The sequence below is a fragment of the Vibrio hyugaensis genome, from assembly GCF_002906655.1.
GTDB lineage: Bacteria > Pseudomonadota > Gammaproteobacteria > Enterobacterales > Vibrionaceae > Vibrio > Vibrio hyugaensis.
Genome location: NZ_CP025794.1, coordinates 97,401 through 114,364, shown reverse-complemented (window position 1 = coordinate 114,364; position 16,964 = coordinate 97,401). Strand labels below are relative to the sequence as shown.

The 16,964-nt window shown below is 41.0% G+C and carries 19 protein-coding genes and 2 pseudogenes; 5 read left to right on the top strand and 16 right to left on the bottom strand.

Annotated features, from left to right (window positions below; genetic code table 11):
- The first annotated feature begins 249 nt into the window (after window positions 1–249).
- Window positions 250–551, top strand: a pseudogene (locus C1S74_RS27035) (hypothetical protein).
- Between the two features lie 206 nt (window positions 552–757).
- Here C1S74_RS27035 and C1S74_RS00990 read toward each other — a convergent pair.
- The 7 genes from C1S74_RS00990 to C1S74_RS00930 all read right to left on the bottom strand — a co-directional run bounded on the left by C1S74_RS00990 (window position 758) and on the right by C1S74_RS00930 (window position 5,883).
- Window positions 758–1,270, bottom strand: coding sequence for a hypothetical protein (locus C1S74_RS00990; RefSeq protein ID WP_045402827.1), 513 nt, complete (start codon window positions 1,268–1,270; stop codon window positions 758–760).
- A 523-nt stretch (window positions 1,271–1,793) separates the two neighbouring features.
- Window positions 1,794–2,255, bottom strand: coding sequence for a hypothetical protein (locus tag C1S74_RS00985; RefSeq protein ID WP_045404131.1), 462 nt, complete (start codon window positions 2,253–2,255; stop codon window positions 1,794–1,796).
- 713 nt (window positions 2,256–2,968) lie between these two features.
- Entirely contained in the window at window positions 2,969–3,472 is a 504-nt protein-coding gene (locus C1S74_RS00970; protein WP_045395925.1) for a hypothetical protein, read from the bottom strand.
- A 135-nt stretch (window positions 3,473–3,607) separates the two neighbouring features.
- Window positions 3,608–4,042: a hypothetical protein gene (locus C1S74_RS00960; protein ID WP_045395928.1), complete on the bottom strand. Its 435-nt coding sequence runs from the start codon at window positions 4,040–4,042 to the stop codon at window positions 3,608–3,610.
- Window positions 4,043–4,196: 154 nt separating this feature from the next.
- Window positions 4,197–4,643, bottom strand: coding sequence for a hypothetical protein (locus C1S74_RS00950; RefSeq protein WP_045395930.1), 447 nt, complete (start codon window positions 4,641–4,643; stop codon window positions 4,197–4,199).
- Between the two features lie 139 nt (window positions 4,644–4,782).
- On the bottom strand, window positions 4,783–5,178 hold the full coding sequence (locus tag C1S74_RS00940) for a hypothetical protein (protein ID WP_052437276.1): 396 nt from the start codon (window positions 5,176–5,178) through the stop codon (window positions 4,783–4,785).
- Window positions 5,179–5,325: 147 nt separating this feature from the next.
- On the bottom strand, window positions 5,326–5,883 hold the full coding sequence (locus C1S74_RS00930) for a nucleotidyltransferase family protein (RefSeq protein ID WP_045395932.1): 558 nt from the start codon (window positions 5,881–5,883) through the stop codon (window positions 5,326–5,328).
- 238 nt (window positions 5,884–6,121) lie between these two features.
- Here C1S74_RS00930 and C1S74_RS26700 point away from each other — a divergent pair, with 238 nt between their 5' ends.
- Entirely contained in the window at window positions 6,122–6,424 is a 303-nt protein-coding gene (locus C1S74_RS26700; RefSeq protein ID WP_045395934.1) for a hypothetical protein, read from the top strand.
- 221 nt (window positions 6,425–6,645) lie between these two features.
- Here C1S74_RS26700 and C1S74_RS00910 read toward each other — a convergent pair whose 3' ends face one another.
- The 4 genes from C1S74_RS00910 to C1S74_RS00875 form a co-directional block, all read right to left on the bottom strand.
- The gene (locus tag C1S74_RS00910; protein WP_045395935.1) at window positions 6,646–7,191 is read right to left on the bottom strand and encodes a ricin-type beta-trefoil lectin domain protein; all 546 of its coding nucleotides are present in this window, start codon (window positions 7,189–7,191) and stop codon (window positions 6,646–6,648) included.
- A 750-nt stretch (window positions 7,192–7,941) separates the two neighbouring features.
- Window positions 7,942–8,493 (bottom strand): HEPN domain-containing protein, encoded by a 552-nt coding sequence (locus tag C1S74_RS00895; protein ID WP_045395937.1) that lies wholly within the window; start codon window positions 8,491–8,493, stop codon window positions 7,942–7,944.
- Between the two features lie 166 nt (window positions 8,494–8,659).
- Window positions 8,660–8,935, bottom strand: a complete 276-nt coding sequence (locus C1S74_RS00890) for a hypothetical protein (protein WP_045395938.1) — start codon at window positions 8,933–8,935, stop codon at window positions 8,660–8,662.
- A gap of 760 nt (window positions 8,936–9,695) precedes the next feature.
- On the bottom strand, window positions 9,696–10,334 hold the full coding sequence (locus C1S74_RS00875) for an HNH endonuclease (RefSeq protein ID WP_045395940.1): 639 nt from the start codon (window positions 10,332–10,334) through the stop codon (window positions 9,696–9,698).
- A 193-nt stretch (window positions 10,335–10,527) separates the two neighbouring features.
- Between C1S74_RS00875 and C1S74_RS00865 the strand changes: the two genes are divergently transcribed.
- From C1S74_RS00865 to C1S74_RS27030, 3 genes and pseudogenes are all read left to right on the top strand, one after another.
- Window positions 10,528–10,773, top strand: a complete 246-nt coding sequence (locus C1S74_RS00865; RefSeq protein WP_038140558.1) for a type II toxin-antitoxin system CcdA family antitoxin — start codon at window positions 10,528–10,530, stop codon at window positions 10,771–10,773.
- Window positions 10,773–11,090, top strand: coding sequence for a CcdB family protein (locus C1S74_RS00860; RefSeq protein WP_045395945.1), 318 nt, complete (start codon window positions 10,773–10,775; stop codon window positions 11,088–11,090). Before C1S74_RS00865 ends, C1S74_RS00860 begins: the two co-directional genes overlap by 1 nt.
- 634 nt (window positions 11,091–11,724) lie before the next feature.
- A pseudogene (locus C1S74_RS27030) lies at window positions 11,725–11,928 on the top strand (hypothetical protein); the annotation flags it as partial.
- 206 nt (window positions 11,929–12,134) lie between these two features.
- Here C1S74_RS27030 and C1S74_RS00840 read toward each other — a convergent pair.
- The 5 genes from C1S74_RS00840 to C1S74_RS00800 form a co-directional block, all read right to left on the bottom strand.
- Complete coding sequence (locus tag C1S74_RS00840; protein ID WP_045396141.1) at window positions 12,135–12,554, bottom strand: hypothetical protein; 420 nt, start codon at window positions 12,552–12,554, stop codon at window positions 12,135–12,137.
- Window positions 12,555–13,372: 818 nt separating this feature from the next.
- Complete coding sequence (locus C1S74_RS00825) at window positions 13,373–14,473, bottom strand: PIN domain-containing protein (protein WP_045396143.1); 1,101 nt, start codon at window positions 14,471–14,473, stop codon at window positions 13,373–13,375.
- Between the two features lie 149 nt (window positions 14,474–14,622).
- Window positions 14,623–15,039, bottom strand: coding sequence for an IS1096 element passenger TnpR family protein (locus C1S74_RS00815; RefSeq protein WP_045396148.1), 417 nt, complete (start codon window positions 15,037–15,039; stop codon window positions 14,623–14,625).
- Window positions 15,040–15,176: 137 nt separating this feature from the next.
- Window positions 15,177–16,223, bottom strand: a complete 1,047-nt coding sequence (locus tag C1S74_RS00810) for a DUF4365 and DUF1817 domain-containing protein (RefSeq protein ID WP_208624115.1) — start codon at window positions 16,221–16,223, stop codon at window positions 15,177–15,179.
- A 133-nt stretch (window positions 16,224–16,356) separates the two neighbouring features.
- Entirely contained in the window at window positions 16,357–16,749 is a 393-nt protein-coding gene (locus C1S74_RS00800; RefSeq protein WP_045396151.1) for a hypothetical protein, read from the bottom strand.
- Between the last annotated feature and the right edge of the window lie 215 nt (window positions 16,750–16,964).

The following is a 16,964-nucleotide window of genomic DNA, read 5'->3' as shown; positions in this document are numbered from 1 at the left end:
TATTACTTCCTTATAAGTGTATAACGCCCTGCTAAGGGGTGAGCAACGCAATACCGAAGCCGCCGCAAACCACCTTAATCACTAAATTCAACGCATAGTAAAAATGCCACGCGTTGCGAATCCCTCTTGAGCAGTTTGTTAGTCGCGAGGCACCGAGCGACAATTTTAAGCCGAACTAAACTTTGCGAACAACAATCTTTATGTGCTTTGATGCATTTAAGTCAGGCGTAGTCTCAAAGCGACTACTCAATGAAACCACTTGGAACAAACAACGCCGTAGAAAACGGACTGACAACACCAAAAAGCGCTTTTGGAAAGCCAATCTCGCAGTGCGGACTTTCAACAAAGTCACTGAAACCACGTGGAATTTACAACACCAGAGAAACGTCATTTCAGCGAGTAAATCGGCTTTTGTACCGACAAACTCGCCGAGCAGATTTGCAACCAAGAACAGACGCTCGATTGCCCTGCTCTGTCAGCACCAAAGAACAAAACAACCGCTAGGACAGTTACAAAACTTTGGACTTAAAACAGCTAAAACTAAGTTCTGATGATCGACGATTAATCGGTGTACCAAGCAAACAGCTGCTAAATTTTAAGCTCAGAAACATGATTTTGATTGCTAGCTTTTTCTGGCGACTAACGCCTTGTTAAGGTGTGAGGCACGCAATACAGAAGCCTCCGCATACCACCTTAACCACGAAACCTGACGCATAGTAAAAATGCCACGCGTGCCGAATCACTCTTGAACAATTTGTTATGCATATTTCACACAGGTGCGCCAAAACTCCAAATCTTGAGGTGTGATTTTGTCACCCCAACCATCGTTTTGTGAAAACAATGAGAACTTGAAGGGTGTCAAAACCGGCATTTGTTCTATACCACTAGCTGAAATGACATTTTCAAGTGCAACCATTGATTGTTCGTTTTCAGCCGATCCCCAAAAACTACCCCATAAAATATCGGTCACCCCACTGACAATAGTCCTAAATTGACTCTCGCCGATACCGTTTTGAGCAAGGGAAAGCAGTAAATCCTCGGAAAATTCGTCACCTAGCCCGCAATTTACTAAAGTTGGTCGTTTAGATTCCCAAGGCTCGAATTCGTCTGGACCATCAACGAGAAACCAATCCCATAAGTGCTCTAAAAACTCCTGATTATCATGAAGTTTTAAATCATGAAGAACACAGAAGCGCTCAAAGACAAGCAGACCAATTGCAGCTCGTGCATTGATAGACAACCTTTTACATTCGCTCGTGTATGAGTTCATTATTCTCTCTAATATGCATAACGCGCAGTTAAGGTGTGAGAGACGCAGATCCACCCTAACCTAAAATAAACTCTGATAAATCCGTGCCTATTTAGGCACTAAAACCCCAATGCGTTTCGAATCGCCTTGAACGTCTTGTTATTCCGCAACTAAAGTCGGCTATGTTTACGCCTAATCTTTTGATATGACGAGGAATTTTCGGTATGCAGGCAAAAATCGAAGCCGAAGTATTTGGCAGCTCACTACCTTAAATCGCTTTAGCGTCACTCTTTAATTGCTGCGCCATATTAAGGTGCGCTTTAAGGCTAGCATGGAAATGACCAATATTCGCCCTTTTCGCCGCTTTTCCAACCTATTACCCCGCCACTTTCACTCTTAGGCTACAACCACGTACATTCAGCCTGAGAGATCCGTTGCGGAAATAACGCCGCATTAAGGTGTGAGCAACGCTTGGCTATACTTGAGCGAAGCGAAAATGCCAAGCGTTGCGAATCACTCTTAAATGCTTTGTTATGTGCGATCCTTATAGGCAGAGCCCTGCCCCTTTTATACGAGACATTGAACTCCCAATAGCATCAATTGAAATGTTAGGACCTAACCTTTTAAGCTTTAACATTTCATCAACGACCAATTCATTTCCGGAACTTTCCAACTCTTCTAGCATAAGCCTTGCACTTACTAATGAATTATTTACATGTTTTCGTATCGGTTCATGCGCTAATAGTTTTATATATGCTCGATAATCATCATCACTTTTGAAACGGTTTAAGTCGACACCAAACTTGGATTCAAGGGATGGACATGCTGGTGACTTATACTCATTTATGGGCATGCAACTATCCGCAGCAGCAGCTAGACCTCGAAAATACGATAATTTAAACCCAGAACTAACGACAGGAATCATATATGCACATGGATTTGAAAATGAGGGAAACGAAAAAAACGTACTAAAAAATAGCAGGAATACAGTATTTCTTAATTTCATAGATTTCTCATTAGTTAGTAAAAAAATTTGGTCGCGCTACTCGGACACATAACGCCTTGCTAAGGTGTGAGTAACGCAATACAAAAGCTACCGCACAGCGCCTTAATCACATAAGTCACCGCAAAGTAAAAATGCCACGCGTTACGAATCACTCTTAAGCAATTTGTTAGTACATGCGCTACTTCTATTTATGCGCTCCAAGATATTGAAAACTGAGATGATATGAAAGGCTTTGAACACTGAAGTGAGACGGGCAGCTACAAAACTTTACCTCCGTTGAGATACGAAAGTGGGTTAGAAGAAAAACGCACTGAACTCCCCTACTTTTACTGACTTCCAATTAGAAAAGGATTCGTTCCTCGCACTTTGATGGCAGCACCAATTGCAAGCAAGGTTCACTCAGAAGCCGCCACAAAAATGGAGAAACACCAAAGAAATAGGTTAAGAGTTAGAAACCGTAAACGGTGAATTCAAAGCGAACACTCCGCATATAGTGCCACCGGAAAGAACGTGAAAGGTACAAACTGAAAGGTGTAAAGACGAGCGCCAAAACAGATCAACACCGAAATTTATGACCTTTGATGTCAAACCCGTACTAACGCCCTGTTAAGGTGTGAGCAACGCAATACCTAAGCCGCCGCATACCACCTTAAACACTAAACGCAACGTATAGTGAAAATGCCACGCGTTGCGAATCACTCTTAAACAGTTTGTTATGTGCGACACAAAAATGGCCAACCATTATTCAATCGCCAAACCCTCTCTAAGTCTCGTTCAATGCCCGCATATGCCCACCTAATACCATACTGCTCATCTGAACTATCACAAATTACAAACTTAACGCGAAACTCATCAACCTCAAAACATCGCTCTAAAGCGAGTTTTCCTGTTGCGCCTTGAGTATTAGTAAATGCTGCCGCCAATCTATCTCGCAAAGCTTTACCTTTACCGTTGTAGACACACCAATAATCATCGTCAAATTGCTTTATAGTCCACTCAAAAGGAAGATTTACTTTTGCTAGTTCAGCGAAGTCAATATGAACTAAATTATCTGGAGCAGAACAATCAAGGAACTTTTGAGCCGGTATCCTTGTGTAAATCCAGTAAAAGCCAGAATCTTTATTCGATACTATTTCCTTCATTTCGCCTAGTGTGTGAAGCTTTTGATTATTAACTTTTGTTTCAACTTCACTAATGATTTTTTGCCAAACTGACATTTTTCCTCCCAAGCACATAACGCCCTGTTAAGGGGTGAGCAACGCAATACCGATGCCGCCGCATACCACCTTAATCACTAAAACCTAACGCATAGTAAAAATGCCACGCGTTGCGAATCACTCTTAAACAGTTTGTTAGGCAGACTTATCACGTAAGCTAACTAGCCTAAATAGGAAAACAAGTGCTCCCCACATACTGTATAAAGCAGTTAAACCACCAATTTGAATTAATGTATATCCATGGGCAGCTCCTTTAACACTCGAGAAGTACTGTAGAGGAGCTTGAATTCCAAGCCAAGCTATCCAGCTACCCATTGCTGCTAAGATAATTGTAAAAAGCAAGAACCCAATTAGCTGCAAAGGCGTTTGTTGTTGGTGATTATCCGTATCTTTATATGTTTTACTAAAAGGAGACCTATAATATTTCATACAATAAATTAGCAAACATGTGATAGGCAGCACCCCAATATCAATTATTGTTATAGGAAGCCCAGTGTATAGCCTAATTGCCTCAGAAATGAGGATGACCAAAACTATAATAATACCCGTTTTTAATTTTGCCCAACTCATAAACTTGACCTGTAAGCTAAAAATAACCTTGTATGCCTAACGCCCTGTTAAGGTGTGAGCAACGCAATACCGAAGCCGCCGCATACCACCTTAATCACTTAAACCAACGCATAATGAAAATGCCACGCGTTGCGAATCACTCTTAAACAGTTTGTTAGGCATTTGCCTGAGTGAGCCTAGACCACTCTTGTTTCGTACCCACTGCAAACAAGCTACCTATTAACAAACAGATACCTGAACTTACCAGCCAAAAAGTTAAGGAATTATCTGGAAAGCTTGGCATTAGTGCCGGAAATGAAAATGCTCTCAGGAGAAAAACACTTGTTGTCACTACTAAAATGGAACGCGTAAATGGAAGTGTCTTTATTACGCCCGCTCCCGCCAACGCAAAAGTGCCCCAGATACACAAAACTGCTGCAATTGTAAGCGTGACCAATGTAGGGTACCAAAGTCCTTGCTCCGCCATTTGTGCCATCGCTTCTCCAGCCCCGAACATTCGATACCAGTCAGCTCCAAACACAATACACCCAAAATGAGCTAATGCTGCCAAAAAGCAACACGCTGAAGATGCTATGAGACATTTGTTCTCTCGACGATTCATTCATCCTCCTTGATGCCTAACGCCCTGTTAAGGGGTGAGCAACGCAATACTGAAGTTGCCGCATACCACCTTAACCACTAAAACCAACGCATAGTAAAAGTGCCACGCGTTGCGAATCCCTCTTGAACAGTTTGTTAGGCTATTGACTATCTGAGGTTCTCACGTACGTCCCATTGAAGGTGACATTTAGCCCGCCACAACCGTTGTCTTTGCTAACTACGAGGGTATCTTGATCTAATAAAATTTGGAGAGTACAGCCGTCAACGTCATAGTCTATTTGATTACCTTTTAACGTTACAACTCCGTCGATTTCTCCAAAATTTACAAGGCCAGAAGAAGAGTCACCTACCCAAACTGATGTCCCTGATAGTTCGTATGTGTTCGAACCCACCTTAGTTAAGTCAATAAAGGCAGTGTCAGTATCCAATTGATCATTGTTATACCGCTCATAATGCCCCTGAAAACCAGGAACGACTGCTGCATATGCAAGCGATGAAATAAGCAACATACTTAGAGCTACGCAAACTGTTTTCAAGCTCAAATTCTCCTCAATAGCCTAACGCCCAATTAAGGTGTGAGGCACGCAATACCTAAGCCTCTGCATACCACCTTAAACACTAAAACCGACGCATAGTAAAAATGCCACGCGTGCCGAATCACTCTTAAATTGTTTGTTAGTAGGTCAACTCCAAGGGAGCACCTGTACTCTCTGCCACCTAGCCTTATAGCCATCGGTCATTTTGTTGTAGTTAGCTTCTGTCATTGCCTTTTTGTTAGGTTTGATCAACATATTAAATGCATCATCTAACCCATAGGGGGCGAACAATTTAATGTTTCCTAATCTATCTAGCGTGAACCCAATAGCAAAGGCAGAAAGCCAAGAATCGATACCTTGTTCAACTCGCTCGTATGCCTGGATGGAACAACCAAACTTCTTAGAATAGCGCTCATGTATTAATGCTTGGTTTTTTACATCAACGTCGACACTATGACTCAACCGTGAACCAATACGATTTTTGAACTCATCTTCAGTGATATAATTAGATCTGTCGAAATAGACAACATCGAAGTCTTTAACTTGAGCAAGAAACGGTTTACTGTCGATACTGTTCCAGATGATTTGAGTAATAGCACCGCCTGCGATATAGAAGTTTGGCAGCCCTACTTCCTGGCACACTTCAGCTGTTTCGATCAACTCAGGAACTTGCTGAATGAGATGCTTTAGTTTTTGTTTATTCATCCTGACCTACTAACGCCCTGCTAAGGGGTGAGCAACGCAATACCGAAGTCGCCGCAAACCACCTTAATCACTAAATTCAACGCATAGTGAAAATGCCACGCGTTGCGAATCCCTCTTGAGCAGTTTGTTAGTCGCGAGGCACCGAGCGACAATTTTAAGCCAAACTAAACTTTGCGAACAACAAACTTTATGTGCTTTGATGCACTTAAGTCAGGCGTAGTCTCAAAGCGGCTAGTCAATGAAACCACTTGGAACAGCCAACGCCGCAGAAAACGGACTGACAACACCAAAAAGCGCTTTTGGAAAGCTAATCTCACAGTGCGGACTTTCAACGAAGTCACTGAAACCACGTGGAATTTACAACACCAGAAAAAGCGTCATCTCAGCGAGTAAATCTGCTTTTGTACCGACAAACTCACCGAGCGGAGTTGCAACCAAAAACAGACTCTCGATTGCCCTGTTCTGTCAGCACCAAAGAACAAAACAACCGCTAGGACAGTTACAAAACTTTAGACTTGAAACAGTTGAAACTAAGTTTTGACCATCGACGACGCACCTGCGTATCAAACGATCATCAGCCAAATTTTAAGCTTAGAAACATGATTTTGACTGCTAGCTTTTTCTGGCGACTAACGCCGCATTAAGGTGTGAGCAACGCTACCACTAAACCTAACCATACCACCGTAAACACAAAACCCAACGATGGAATGAAAAATGCCATGCGTTGGGAATCACTCTTAAATGCTTTGTTAGCTATTAATTTTATAAGGACTTGATTATCCAGTGCTGATAATCACTTTCACTATTGTCACATAGCTGTAAAGATACTGGTCTCATCACATGAACTGGTGAGCCACCACGACCCTCTCTTTTATTTTCACTATCGACAGTAATACACAGGCTTGGATTGCTATTAGGAGAAATTTGACCATTACCCTTCAAAGAAAAGCTTTGATTGTCAGAAGCCTTACACTCTTCTAGGTCAAGTGAAGCTCCTGCCTCGATAGCCGATGCAGACATACAAACGTCGAAATATGAAATTTTAAAGCTACCTGATGAGATTAGAGAAACCTCAAAGCCTTGATCTTCGAGTATTTCACCGGTGTAGTTATAACAAGTATGTGCCTGCAATCCTCTTTCTACTGGTGCATTCGATCCTTTTCCGCCAGCGATATCCAAGCAATAGCCTCGTGAGTCATCCAAAGGCGAAGACAACATAACTTCCGCAAGATTAGTATTGTCAGCAGAATAAGCGATAGGTGATATCACAGCTAATAATACTGCACTTTTCGTCAAAAACTTTTTCATACTTTACCTCTATCAATCATCGACTTACATCAGTATAGATCATAGTAGTTTCGTGATACTCAACTTTAATAGCTAACGCCTTGCTAAGGTGTGAGTAACGCAATACAAAAGCTACCGCACAGCGCCTTAATCACATAAGCCACCGCAAAGTAAAAATGCCACGCGTTACGAATCACTCTTAAGCAATTTGTTAGTACATGCGCTACTTCTATTTGTGCGCTCCAAGATATTGAAAAGTAGCATGATATGAAAGGACTTGAACACTGAAGTGAGACGGGCAGCTACAAAACTTTGCCCCGATTGAAAGACGGAAGTTGGCTTGAAGAAAAACGCACTGAGCTGCCCTACTTTGCAAATTTCAAATTAGAAAAGGATTCGATCCTCGCACTTTGATGGCAACACTCAAAGAAAGATAGGATTCACTTAGGAAGTACAGCGGAAGCGAAAAAGCGCCAAAGAAATAGGCTAAGAGTTAGAAACCGTAAACGGTGAAATCAAAGCGAACACTCCGCATATAGTGCCACCGGAAAGAACGTTAAAGGCACTAACTGAAAGGTGTAAAGACGAGCGCCAAAACAGATAAACACCAAAACTTATGACCTTTGATGTCAAACCCGTACTAACGCCCTGTTAAGGTGTGAGCGACGCAATACCGAAGGTGCCGCATACCACCTTAAACACTAAAACCAACGCATAGTAAAAATGCCACGCGTTGCGAATCACTCTTAAACAGTTTGTTAGCCGACACTTTTAGACTATGTGCTCATCAACTGCTTTTTGAAGATGAGTAGCTAACTGAAAAATAAACTCCATGTCTCCAAAGTTTGATTCATAGCTCAATTTTTTTGAAGTCACTCCTGTATGTGCTATTTGATGCCGAGACAATAAGATCCCATCAAGCCTTTCCTTTGCTTCATCACGTGAAAGACCTTCAGAATTCCAACAAGTCGTAGCCTCCGTTAACCCGAGAGTATCTTTAAGTAATTGGTCAATATTTTTTGTATTAGGAGTATTAAACCATCTCAGTTTATTTTCGACATTCTGAGGAAGTGAATCATCTAAAGGATCAGCCCCACAATCTGGCGTGATATCCGCTAGTTTTCGACGCACGAGAGACTCAACAAAATCTTGCCAATACGCAACCAAATGAAACACGTAAGTTTGGTTTAAATATCTAATTTTGCTATTAAATTTATGTGTTGTTTCGATATCCAGATCATTTTGTATGTGTTGTACATACTTTAACCGCACTAACTGGCGACTAAACATTTGTAACGGAGACTTTCTTAAGTCAATTTTCATTTAATACCTGCTGAATTCAATGACGGCTAACGCCGCATTAAGGTGTGAGCAACGCTACCACGAAACTTAACCAGACCACCGTAAACACGAAACCCAACGATGGAATGAATAATGCCAAGCGTTGGGAATCACTCTTAAATGCTTTGTTATGTTTATTTTATCAGCATTAGATTAAGGATTTTTCTACCCAGTTAACGATTAAATCCGTACTTCTATTTAGGCGATCGGGTCTATTAAAGAGACAATGCTCTCCGATTAGAACAACATCTGAACCATTAACAATCTCTAGATTAAATTCAGATTTAGAAAGCAATGCATTTTCAGCCCATTGAACTAAAACATCGTCGATTCCCCATAACTGGTATGTCGCAGAAAATCGCTGCTGAGATGTAACTCTGATTCCACCGATGGAAAACTCCAAATCACCAATAATTAACTTCATTTTGTATCACTTTAAAGGATTAAAGAGAAATGATACTGTTTATAAATACAGTTATCAATTTGAAATTTGTACGAATTTCGGCTCAAAAACATAACGCCTTGCTAAGGTGTGAGTAACGCAATACAAAAGCTACCGCACAGCGCCTTAATCACATAAGCCACCGCATAGTAAAAATGCCACGCGTTACGAATCACTCTTAAGCAATTTGTTAGTACATGCGCTATTTCTATTTATGCGCTCCAAGATATTGAAAACTGGCATGATATGGAAGGCTTTGAACACTGAAGTGAGACGGGCAGCTACAAAACTTTACCCCGATTGGAAGACGAAAGTTGGCTAGAAGAAAAACGCACTGAACTGCCCTTCTTTCACTAGCTTCAAATTAGAAAAGGATTCGGTCCTCGTACTCCGAAGACAGCATCAATTACAACCAAGGTTCTCTCAAAAGCCACCACGAAAATGAAGAAGCACCAAAGAAATAGGTTAAGAGTTAGAAACCGTAAACGGTGAAATCAAAGCGAACGCTTCGCATATAGTGCCACCGGAAAGAACGTGAAAGGCACTAACTGAAAGGTGTAAATTCGAGCGCCAAAACAGATAAACACCAAAACTGATGACCTTTGATGTCAAACTCGTACTAACGCCTTGTTAAGGTGTGAGGCACGCAATACCTAAGCCTCCGCATACCACCTTAACCACTAAAATCAACGCATAGTAAAAATGCCACGCGTGCCGAATCACTCTTGAACAATTTGTTAGGCTAAATCTTGCAGCGCTCGACCATCGTTAAAAAGAACAATTCCTGATAAAAGCATTGAATAACAACATAACCCTCATCTTGAGTTTGAATCCAATACTCAAACTCCGAATAGCCGACGCGTTTACTTGGAGTCGATTTAGTAAATGAAAGTATCTGTTCAAGTAACTGCTTCTCTTCAGGAAGCTCAACCTTAAGTAGGTTCAACATGATAGTAGAGTGCTTGTAATTACAATGCTCTATGTGCTCCTCATGAACCAATAAGCCCTGAGCATTTATCCCTGCCCAACCTGAAACTTTACTCTCGTCAAAAGTAAATGCTTTCTTCGATCCCTCAGGGGTTATCGCTGTATGAGTAGAGCTCATTACTTCTTTAATAAAACCCACTTTCTGCGGGCGCTTAACTGCCCGTAACATTTTATCTATGTGGAATTGATGTTGAGGATTGATAGAAATTAGGTCCGACATAGAAAGTATATTCAAAACAAATTCGTCATCTGATGACTTTTTATTATTGCAGGCTCGACAAGCGGGAATAGTGATCAGACTAGAGGTACCTTTCTTAAAGAAAGACTTTGGAGGAACGTGCTCACGCGCAAACTCCTCTTCTTTAATCTCATTACAGCAGTATACACACTTCATAGATTACCTTTTAGCCTAACGCCCTGTTAAGGGGTGAGCAACGCAATACGAAAGCCGCCGAAAACCACCTTAACCACTAAATTTAACGCATAGCAAAAATGCCACGCGTTGCGAATCCCTCTTGAACAGTTTGTTATATGCCTAGCTTTCGCCTATACTCAATGCGCATCATCGATACGCATAGGATTACTTTATGAGAAATACATATAGCACACATGCACCTAAAAAGGCTACAAACCTTAGTCTAAACAGTGAGTTACTTGCCGAAGCTAAGCGCCTAAACATAAACCTATCAGCAACAATGGAAAAGGCTTTGGAAAAAGAAGTAAAACAGCAATTGAAAGCCGAATGGTTAGAACAAAATGCCGAAGCTATTGAAGCTTGTAACGACTTAACTGCAAAACACGGACTATTTTCCGATTCATACCGAGTATTCTAATGTCTCAATTTACGCTTTATAAAAACAACGATAAGAGCACCGCAAGCGCTTACCCATATTTTGTTGATGTCCAAAGCGAGTTGCTCGATTCACTGAATACTCGCTTGGTCATTCCCTTAACTCCTATCGGGCTGCTAGAGAAAAAAGCCCCTAGCCATCTGTGCCCTACGATCCATATTGATGAAGGTGACTTTGTGATTCTTACTCAACAAATGGCTAGTGTACCAACTAAAATCCTCACGACTCCAGTCAACGAGCTAAGCACGTTTAGAAACGAAATTATCGCCGCTATCGACTTTTTGATTACTGGCATATAACGCGCAGTTAAGGTGTGAGAGACGCAGATCCACCCTAACCTAAAATAAACTCTGATAAATCCGTGCCTATTTAGGCACTAAAACCCCAATGCGTTTCGAATCGCCTTGAACGTCTTGTTATTCCGCAACTAAAGTCGGCTATGTTTACGCCTAATCTTTTGATATGACGAGGAATTTTCGGTATGCAGGCAAAAATCGAAGCCGAAGTATTTGGCAGCTCACTACCTTAAATCGCTTTAGCGTCACTCTTTAATTGCTGCGCCATATTAAGGTGCGCTTAAAGCGCTTTAAGGCTAGCATGGAAATGACCAATATTCGCCCTTTTCGCCGCTTTTCCAACCTATTACCCCGCCACTTTCACTCTTAGGCTACAACCACGTACATTCAGCCTGAGAGATCCGTTGCGGAAATAACGCCCTGCTAAGGGGTGAGCAACGCAATACAAAAGCCGCTGCACACCACCTTAATCACTAAAATCAACGCATAGTAAAATGCCACGCGTTGCGAATCCCTCTTGAGCAGTTTGTTAGTCGCGAGGCACCGAGCGACAATTTTAAGCCGAACTAAACTTTGCGAACAACAAACTTTATGTGCTTTGATGCACTCAAGTCAGGCGTAGTCTCAAAGCGGCTACTCAATGAAACCACGTGGAACTTACAACACCAGAGAAAACGTCATTTCAGCGAGTAAATCGGCTTTTGTACCAACAAACTCACCGAGCGGAGTTGCAACCAAAAACAGACTCTCTATTGCCCTGCTCTGTCAGCACCAAAGAACAAAGCAACTGCTAGGACACTTGCAAAACTTTGACCTTAAAACAGTTGAAACTAAGTTTTGACCATCGACGACGCACCTTTGTACCAAACAAGAAACTGCCAAATTTTTAGTTCAGAAACATGATTTTGATTGCCAGCTTTTTCTGGCGACTAACGCCCTGTTAAGGTGTGAGCAACGCAATACAGAAGCCGCCGCATACCACCTTAAACACTGAACGCAACGCATAGTAAAAATGCCACGCGTTGCGAATCACTCTTAAACAGATTGTTATGTTTGTTTTTCTGAAGAGTCAACTTTTGAGCAAACAGCCTTAAGCATAGAAAGAGACTTTTCATAGTCTTGTATTTGAACAGTTATATCGTCTCTTACTCGCTTAGCTGCATCTCGATACCCATTACTGTAGACATAGTTATTCTTGTCTGCCGCATCCGATTCTAGTTGCATCAATTGCGTCTGTAGTACACTAAGTCTATTATGGTGATTCTTCTCCAAAGTTTCGAAGCCAACAACTTCACAACCAATAACTTCACGAACTTTTTCAACTTTCACGATAGGCTCTAGCTTTTTCTGCTCACTTATCGGATGCAATTCGGGGTAAACTTTATAGCCAGCACTAAAGCCAACAATAAGTAAAAAGCCTCCAAATATAACTGGATGACTTTCAAATTTTTCTTTAATAGATGCCATTTTCAATCTAGTTATTAAAATATTTCAAATTCAGCATGTTACCACAGCTGTAATTATATGTTCTGTCCAACTGCGCACAAACATAACGCCCTGCTAAGGGGTGAGCAACGCAATACCCAAGCCGCCGCATACCACCTTAATCACTTAAACCAACGCATAGTAAAAATGCCACGCGTTGCGAATCCCTCTTGAGCAGTTTGTTAGTTTGCAAACCCAAAGCGTTGATTTTACGTTATTTTAAACTTTGCAAACAACAAACTTTATGTGCTTTGATGCATTTAAGTCAGGCGTAGTCTAAAAGCGGCTAGTCAATGAAACCACTTGGAACAAACAACGCCGTAGAAAACGAACTAACAACACCAAAAAGCGCTTTTGGAAAACCAATCTCACAATGCGGACTTTCAACAAAGCCACTGAAACCACATGAACTTACCACACCAGAGAAAACGCCATTTCAGCGAGTAGATCGGCTTTTGCACCAACAAACTCAACGAGCAGAGTTTCAGCAAAAAAGTTCGGCTCAGGTAACCCAAAAGTCGCCGCACCAAAAAACAAATCAACTGTTGAAACGATGCCAATTTTGAATTTTCACCACGCTAGTTAACACTGAAATTGAACGCCGATACGACAATTTCAACTTTGAGCTTTTACCACTAGATGTTGCGATATAGCTGCGTTTTTCCTCTTGCAAACTAACGCCCTGTTAAGGTGTGAGCAACGCAATACATAAGCCGCCGCATACCACCTTAATCACTTAAACCAACGCATGGTGAAAATGCCACGCGTTGCGAATCACTCTTAAACAGATTGTTATATTTTTAATGCGCGAAAATATCATGCTCAATAAACTCCAGCTCTTCACCATCGTTTGGATCAAGTTCAATATATGAGTCTTCAATTTCGATATCACCCAAGATAGCATTGACTGCAAGCCCATCTTCAAAATCAATAGTCACATAAGCATTACACTTTACAGTGTTACGAACATGTCGACTTGATTGTGCAACAAACATATATTTCTTATCTTCAGAATCCCATATAGAGCGGTCATAGTCAGCAAATGAATGCCAAGCTTCAACATCAAACTTAAGATCTAATGCGAACTCTGCATACTCACGATCTGCTTTGATTACATTGACACTTTCAATCGAAAAGTCAGAAGGATGAACTTCAGATACTTCATCATCTACATCATAACCAACAGAAGAATACTCAATTAAACTAATTTGTTCCTCCAACTGAGACTCAATATCCTTTTCAAGCTCCTTATATTGCTCTAAAGCAAATGATGATAAATCCGTTAATTTCTCCTCAGTAATAATTACTCGCCCTATAAATTGATCAAGATCTCCGACATACGTTAGCCAACCACCAGAATTTTGACAAAACTGTTCCATATCTCCGTCGGTACTTAACACATAGACTTCAGATTGATTTTTCTTTGCCCAATTAATTAATGATTCAAGAATAATAGCATCAGGGAACTCATCTTTTTTCTTGTCGCTAAATGGAGCAACTTTATTAAAGTAACTATTTACTATTTTATCTAAAGAAGCACCTTCTACAGGCACTACCTCTGATACTGCATCATCAAGAAAGCTATCAAACTTTTCGACAAGGAGTTCATTAATTGTTTCCTTGCTTAATTCAGAAAAAATGGAATGTTGTTCTAAATCTGGTAAATTACGCAAGATTTTTATCGTTTTCTTGAACTCTTTGATATGCCGTGCGGCATCTGTCCCTTGAGCTAAAAGGTGCGAACGAACTTCTTGTTCTACGACAGGGCTCATTAATAAGTTAATAGCACGTTCACTACACAGTTCATTAAAACGACCAAGGCTATATTGATGAAACTGAAAATTTTTACTCTGATACATTGATGTATCAACAAATACGAAACGACTTTCTAAAGCTTTCATGTACTCTCCAATCAAAAAAATATAACGCCTTGTTAAGGTGTGAGGTACGCAATACTGAAGCCTCCGCATACCGCCTTAACCACCATACCTAACGCATAGTAAAAATGCCACGCGTGCCGAATCACTCTTGAACAATTTGTTAGGCAAATCTACCAATCTGACTCGGCGTACTGTTCTGGTTTTTCTCCAATTTCTTTTACAAGCCTTGGATATTCAACCCCATCAACGAATGACTTTGGTTTACTGCGTGTTTTAGAGATTTGGAACTTCCAATCATCACCAAAATCGAACCAATAAAAAAGTTTCTTACCTTTAGGAAGTGGAAATAATCCATACAATTGAGTGTCCAGAGAGTACTGACTATCATCAAACGTCTCTCTGCTGGACCCGAATTCGCGTCGAGATATGAAAAAGTCATAGAGATGATCATTTTCAAAGCCAACGGCACTCTGAATTATTGTGTGCAACTCACGCAATGACGTGTTTTGCGCAATCTCAATTTCGCAGCCCCAGTCTTCAAAGGCATAAATACCCGAAACTAAGTCGATTTTTATTGTTATGTACATACTAACCTCGTATTTGCCTAACGCCGCATTAAGGTGTGAGCAACGCTACCACGAAACCCAACCATACCACCGTAAACACCGCACTCAAAGATGGAATGAAAAATGCCATGCGTTGGGAATCACTCTTAAATGCTTTGTTATGTAACCGGCGTACTTCGTCCCTCTAGAACATCATAAATAGGCATACATATGTCTTTGTTTTCTAGCTCACTAAGCCCTAACCAGTTAGATATTTCATTTAGGCGCATATGTTGTAAGTGCATAAAATAACGCATAGCGTTGTTATCTATTCTTACAGGTGATGGACTAACCCCAACTCTTTGCGCGTTACAAACGCACAGGACTATGGCTTTAAAACCATGTGTATTTGGGTTACAGAAGAAAAATAACGGAACTCTTTCAACAAGTGCATGACAAAAATGAACAACTTCTTGAATTTCGTGCAACTCACGAGGGTCAGTATCATAACCAAAAAATGATAGCTCCACTTTCCCTTGCTTCTCAAATGCCATTTCCTTTGAAACTTTCAAACGTTCAAATTGGGTTATTACATGAGAAATATCAGCAGACTCAACCCATTCCTTAGCTATCACAATGTGCAGGTCATCCGTTAGCTCCGTTACAACTTTATTTATAAGCCAATAATTCTCTAGTTCTTCACTATAATCTTTGGCAGGAGGCAGGAGGGATAGAATGGCCTCTTTACTACTAGCTAGTTGCTGAGTTTTTGGTATTGTCATTTTCCAAGCAGACCTTGTTCTATTCGTTTTAGATGCATCAAACATCTCCCAATAGATATCACCTGACTTAGGATCACATAGCAATATGAAAATCGGTAAAGGATAGTTCATAAGATAATTGAGATGCTTCATTTCACCTCTATAGGTATACCCCCAACGCGTTTCTTCTTTGAGAAATGAATCTCCGTACTTGATCTGAACTGCGAAAGTTTGTCCTGTGACAGTTCGATTACTGTCAATGACATGAACCTGCCCATCTATCCCGAAATCACATTCTTGCGGTGTACGCTCAAGTAACCAATCTAAGCTTTCAAGTAATACACTTGATACAAGATGAACACCTATTTCCCCTTTCTTAGCCGATGGCGAATATTTAGGCCCTAACATACTTCCTCCAAAACTATCAGCAACAAAGTGACTATCGAAATATACACTTATTTTCAATAGGTTACATAACGCCTTGTTAAGGTGTGAGGCACGCAATACCGAAGCCGCCGCATAACACCTTAACCACTAAAACCAACGCATAGTAAAAATGCCACGCGTGCCGAATCACTCTTGAACAATTTGTTATGCATTATTCTTCGTAGCCTCTAACTTCGATACCGTTCTCGAGATCAAAGATTGGAAAGTGACCCAATTCTTTAGCTATTGATTTAAGCTGATCTACATCTTGGCTACGTTCAAATGCTACATTCGATTTTGGTCTATAATTCTGCGGGATAGATACTGACAATATCCACTTGTATTCGAATGGTTGAAACCTACCGTCTGCAAACCTATGTGGCAGTAAGTCATAGCTTCTGGGTAAGCGCTGAACTTCTTCATGCTCAGAGTCGATAAACCTCCAATATGATACTTCCACCTCAATTCCAGCATCAGCCCAAGCTGCAAACAACTTAAACCACTTCGAATTACTCATATACCTTACAGAGTATTTCTTGCAAGCTTTTTGGTACTCTAAATCCATTGAAGTCCTCTAATGCATAACGCCCTGTTAAGGGGTGAGCAACGCAATACCGAAGCCGCTGAATAGCTCCTTAATCACCAAAAACAACGCATAGTGAAAATGCCACGCGTTGCGAATCCCTCTTGAACAGTTTGTTAGTCGCGAGGCACCGAGCGCCAATTTTAAGCCGAACTAAACTTTGCGAACAACAAACTTTATGTGCTTTGATGCATTTA

Bases quoted from the DNA above. Each gene is read 5' to 3' on its own strand.
- C1S74_RS00990 (WP_045402827.1), bottom strand. From the start codon at position 1,270: ATGAACTCATACACGAGCGAATGTAAAAGGTTGTCTATCAATGCACGA.
- C1S74_RS00985 (WP_045404131.1), bottom strand. From the start codon at position 2,255: ATGAAATTAAGAAATACTGTATTCCTGCTATTTTTTAGTACGTTTTTT.
- C1S74_RS00970 (WP_045395925.1), bottom strand. From the start codon at position 3,472: ATGTCAGTTTGGCAAAAAATCATTAGTGAAGTTGAAACAAAAGTTAAT.
- C1S74_RS00960 (WP_045395928.1), bottom strand. From the start codon at position 4,042: ATGAGTTGGGCAAAATTAAAAACGGGTATTATTATAGTTTTGGTCATC.
- C1S74_RS00950 (WP_045395930.1), bottom strand. From the start codon at position 4,643: ATGAATCGTCGAGAGAACAAATGTCTCATAGCATCTTCAGCGTGTTGC.
- C1S74_RS00930 (WP_045395932.1), bottom strand. From the start codon at position 5,883: ATGAATAAACAAAAACTAAAGCATCTCATTCAGCAAGTTCCTGAGTTG.
- C1S74_RS26700 (WP_045395934.1), top strand. From the start codon at position 6,122: ATGAAACCACTTGGAACAGCCAACGCCGCAGAAAACGGACTGACAACA.
- C1S74_RS00910 (WP_045395935.1), bottom strand. From the start codon at position 7,191: ATGAAAAAGTTTTTGACGAAAAGTGCAGTATTATTAGCTGTGATATCA.
- C1S74_RS00895 (WP_045395937.1), bottom strand. From the start codon at position 8,493: ATGAAAATTGACTTAAGAAAGTCTCCGTTACAAATGTTTAGTCGCCAG.
- C1S74_RS00890 (WP_045395938.1), bottom strand. From the start codon at position 8,935: ATGAAGTTAATTATTGGTGATTTGGAGTTTTCCATCGGTGGAATCAGA.
- C1S74_RS00875 (WP_045395940.1), bottom strand. From the start codon at position 10,334: ATGAAGTGTGTATACTGCTGTAATGAGATTAAAGAAGAGGAGTTTGCG.
- C1S74_RS00865 (WP_038140558.1), top strand. From the start codon at position 10,528: ATGAGAAATACATATAGCACACATGCACCTAAAAAGGCTACAAACCTT.
- C1S74_RS00860 (WP_045395945.1), top strand. From the start codon at position 10,773: ATGTCTCAATTTACGCTTTATAAAAACAACGATAAGAGCACCGCAAGC.
- C1S74_RS00840 (WP_045396141.1), bottom strand. From the start codon at position 12,554: ATGGCATCTATTAAAGAAAAATTTGAAAGTCATCCAGTTATATTTGGA.
- C1S74_RS00825 (WP_045396143.1), bottom strand. From the start codon at position 14,473: ATGAAAGCTTTAGAAAGTCGTTTCGTATTTGTTGATACATCAATGTAT.
- C1S74_RS00815 (WP_045396148.1), bottom strand. From the start codon at position 15,039: ATGTACATAACAATAAAAATCGACTTAGTTTCGGGTATTTATGCCTTT.
- C1S74_RS00800 (WP_045396151.1), bottom strand. From the start codon at position 16,749: ATGGATTTAGAGTACCAAAAAGCTTGCAAGAAATACTCTGTAAGGTAT.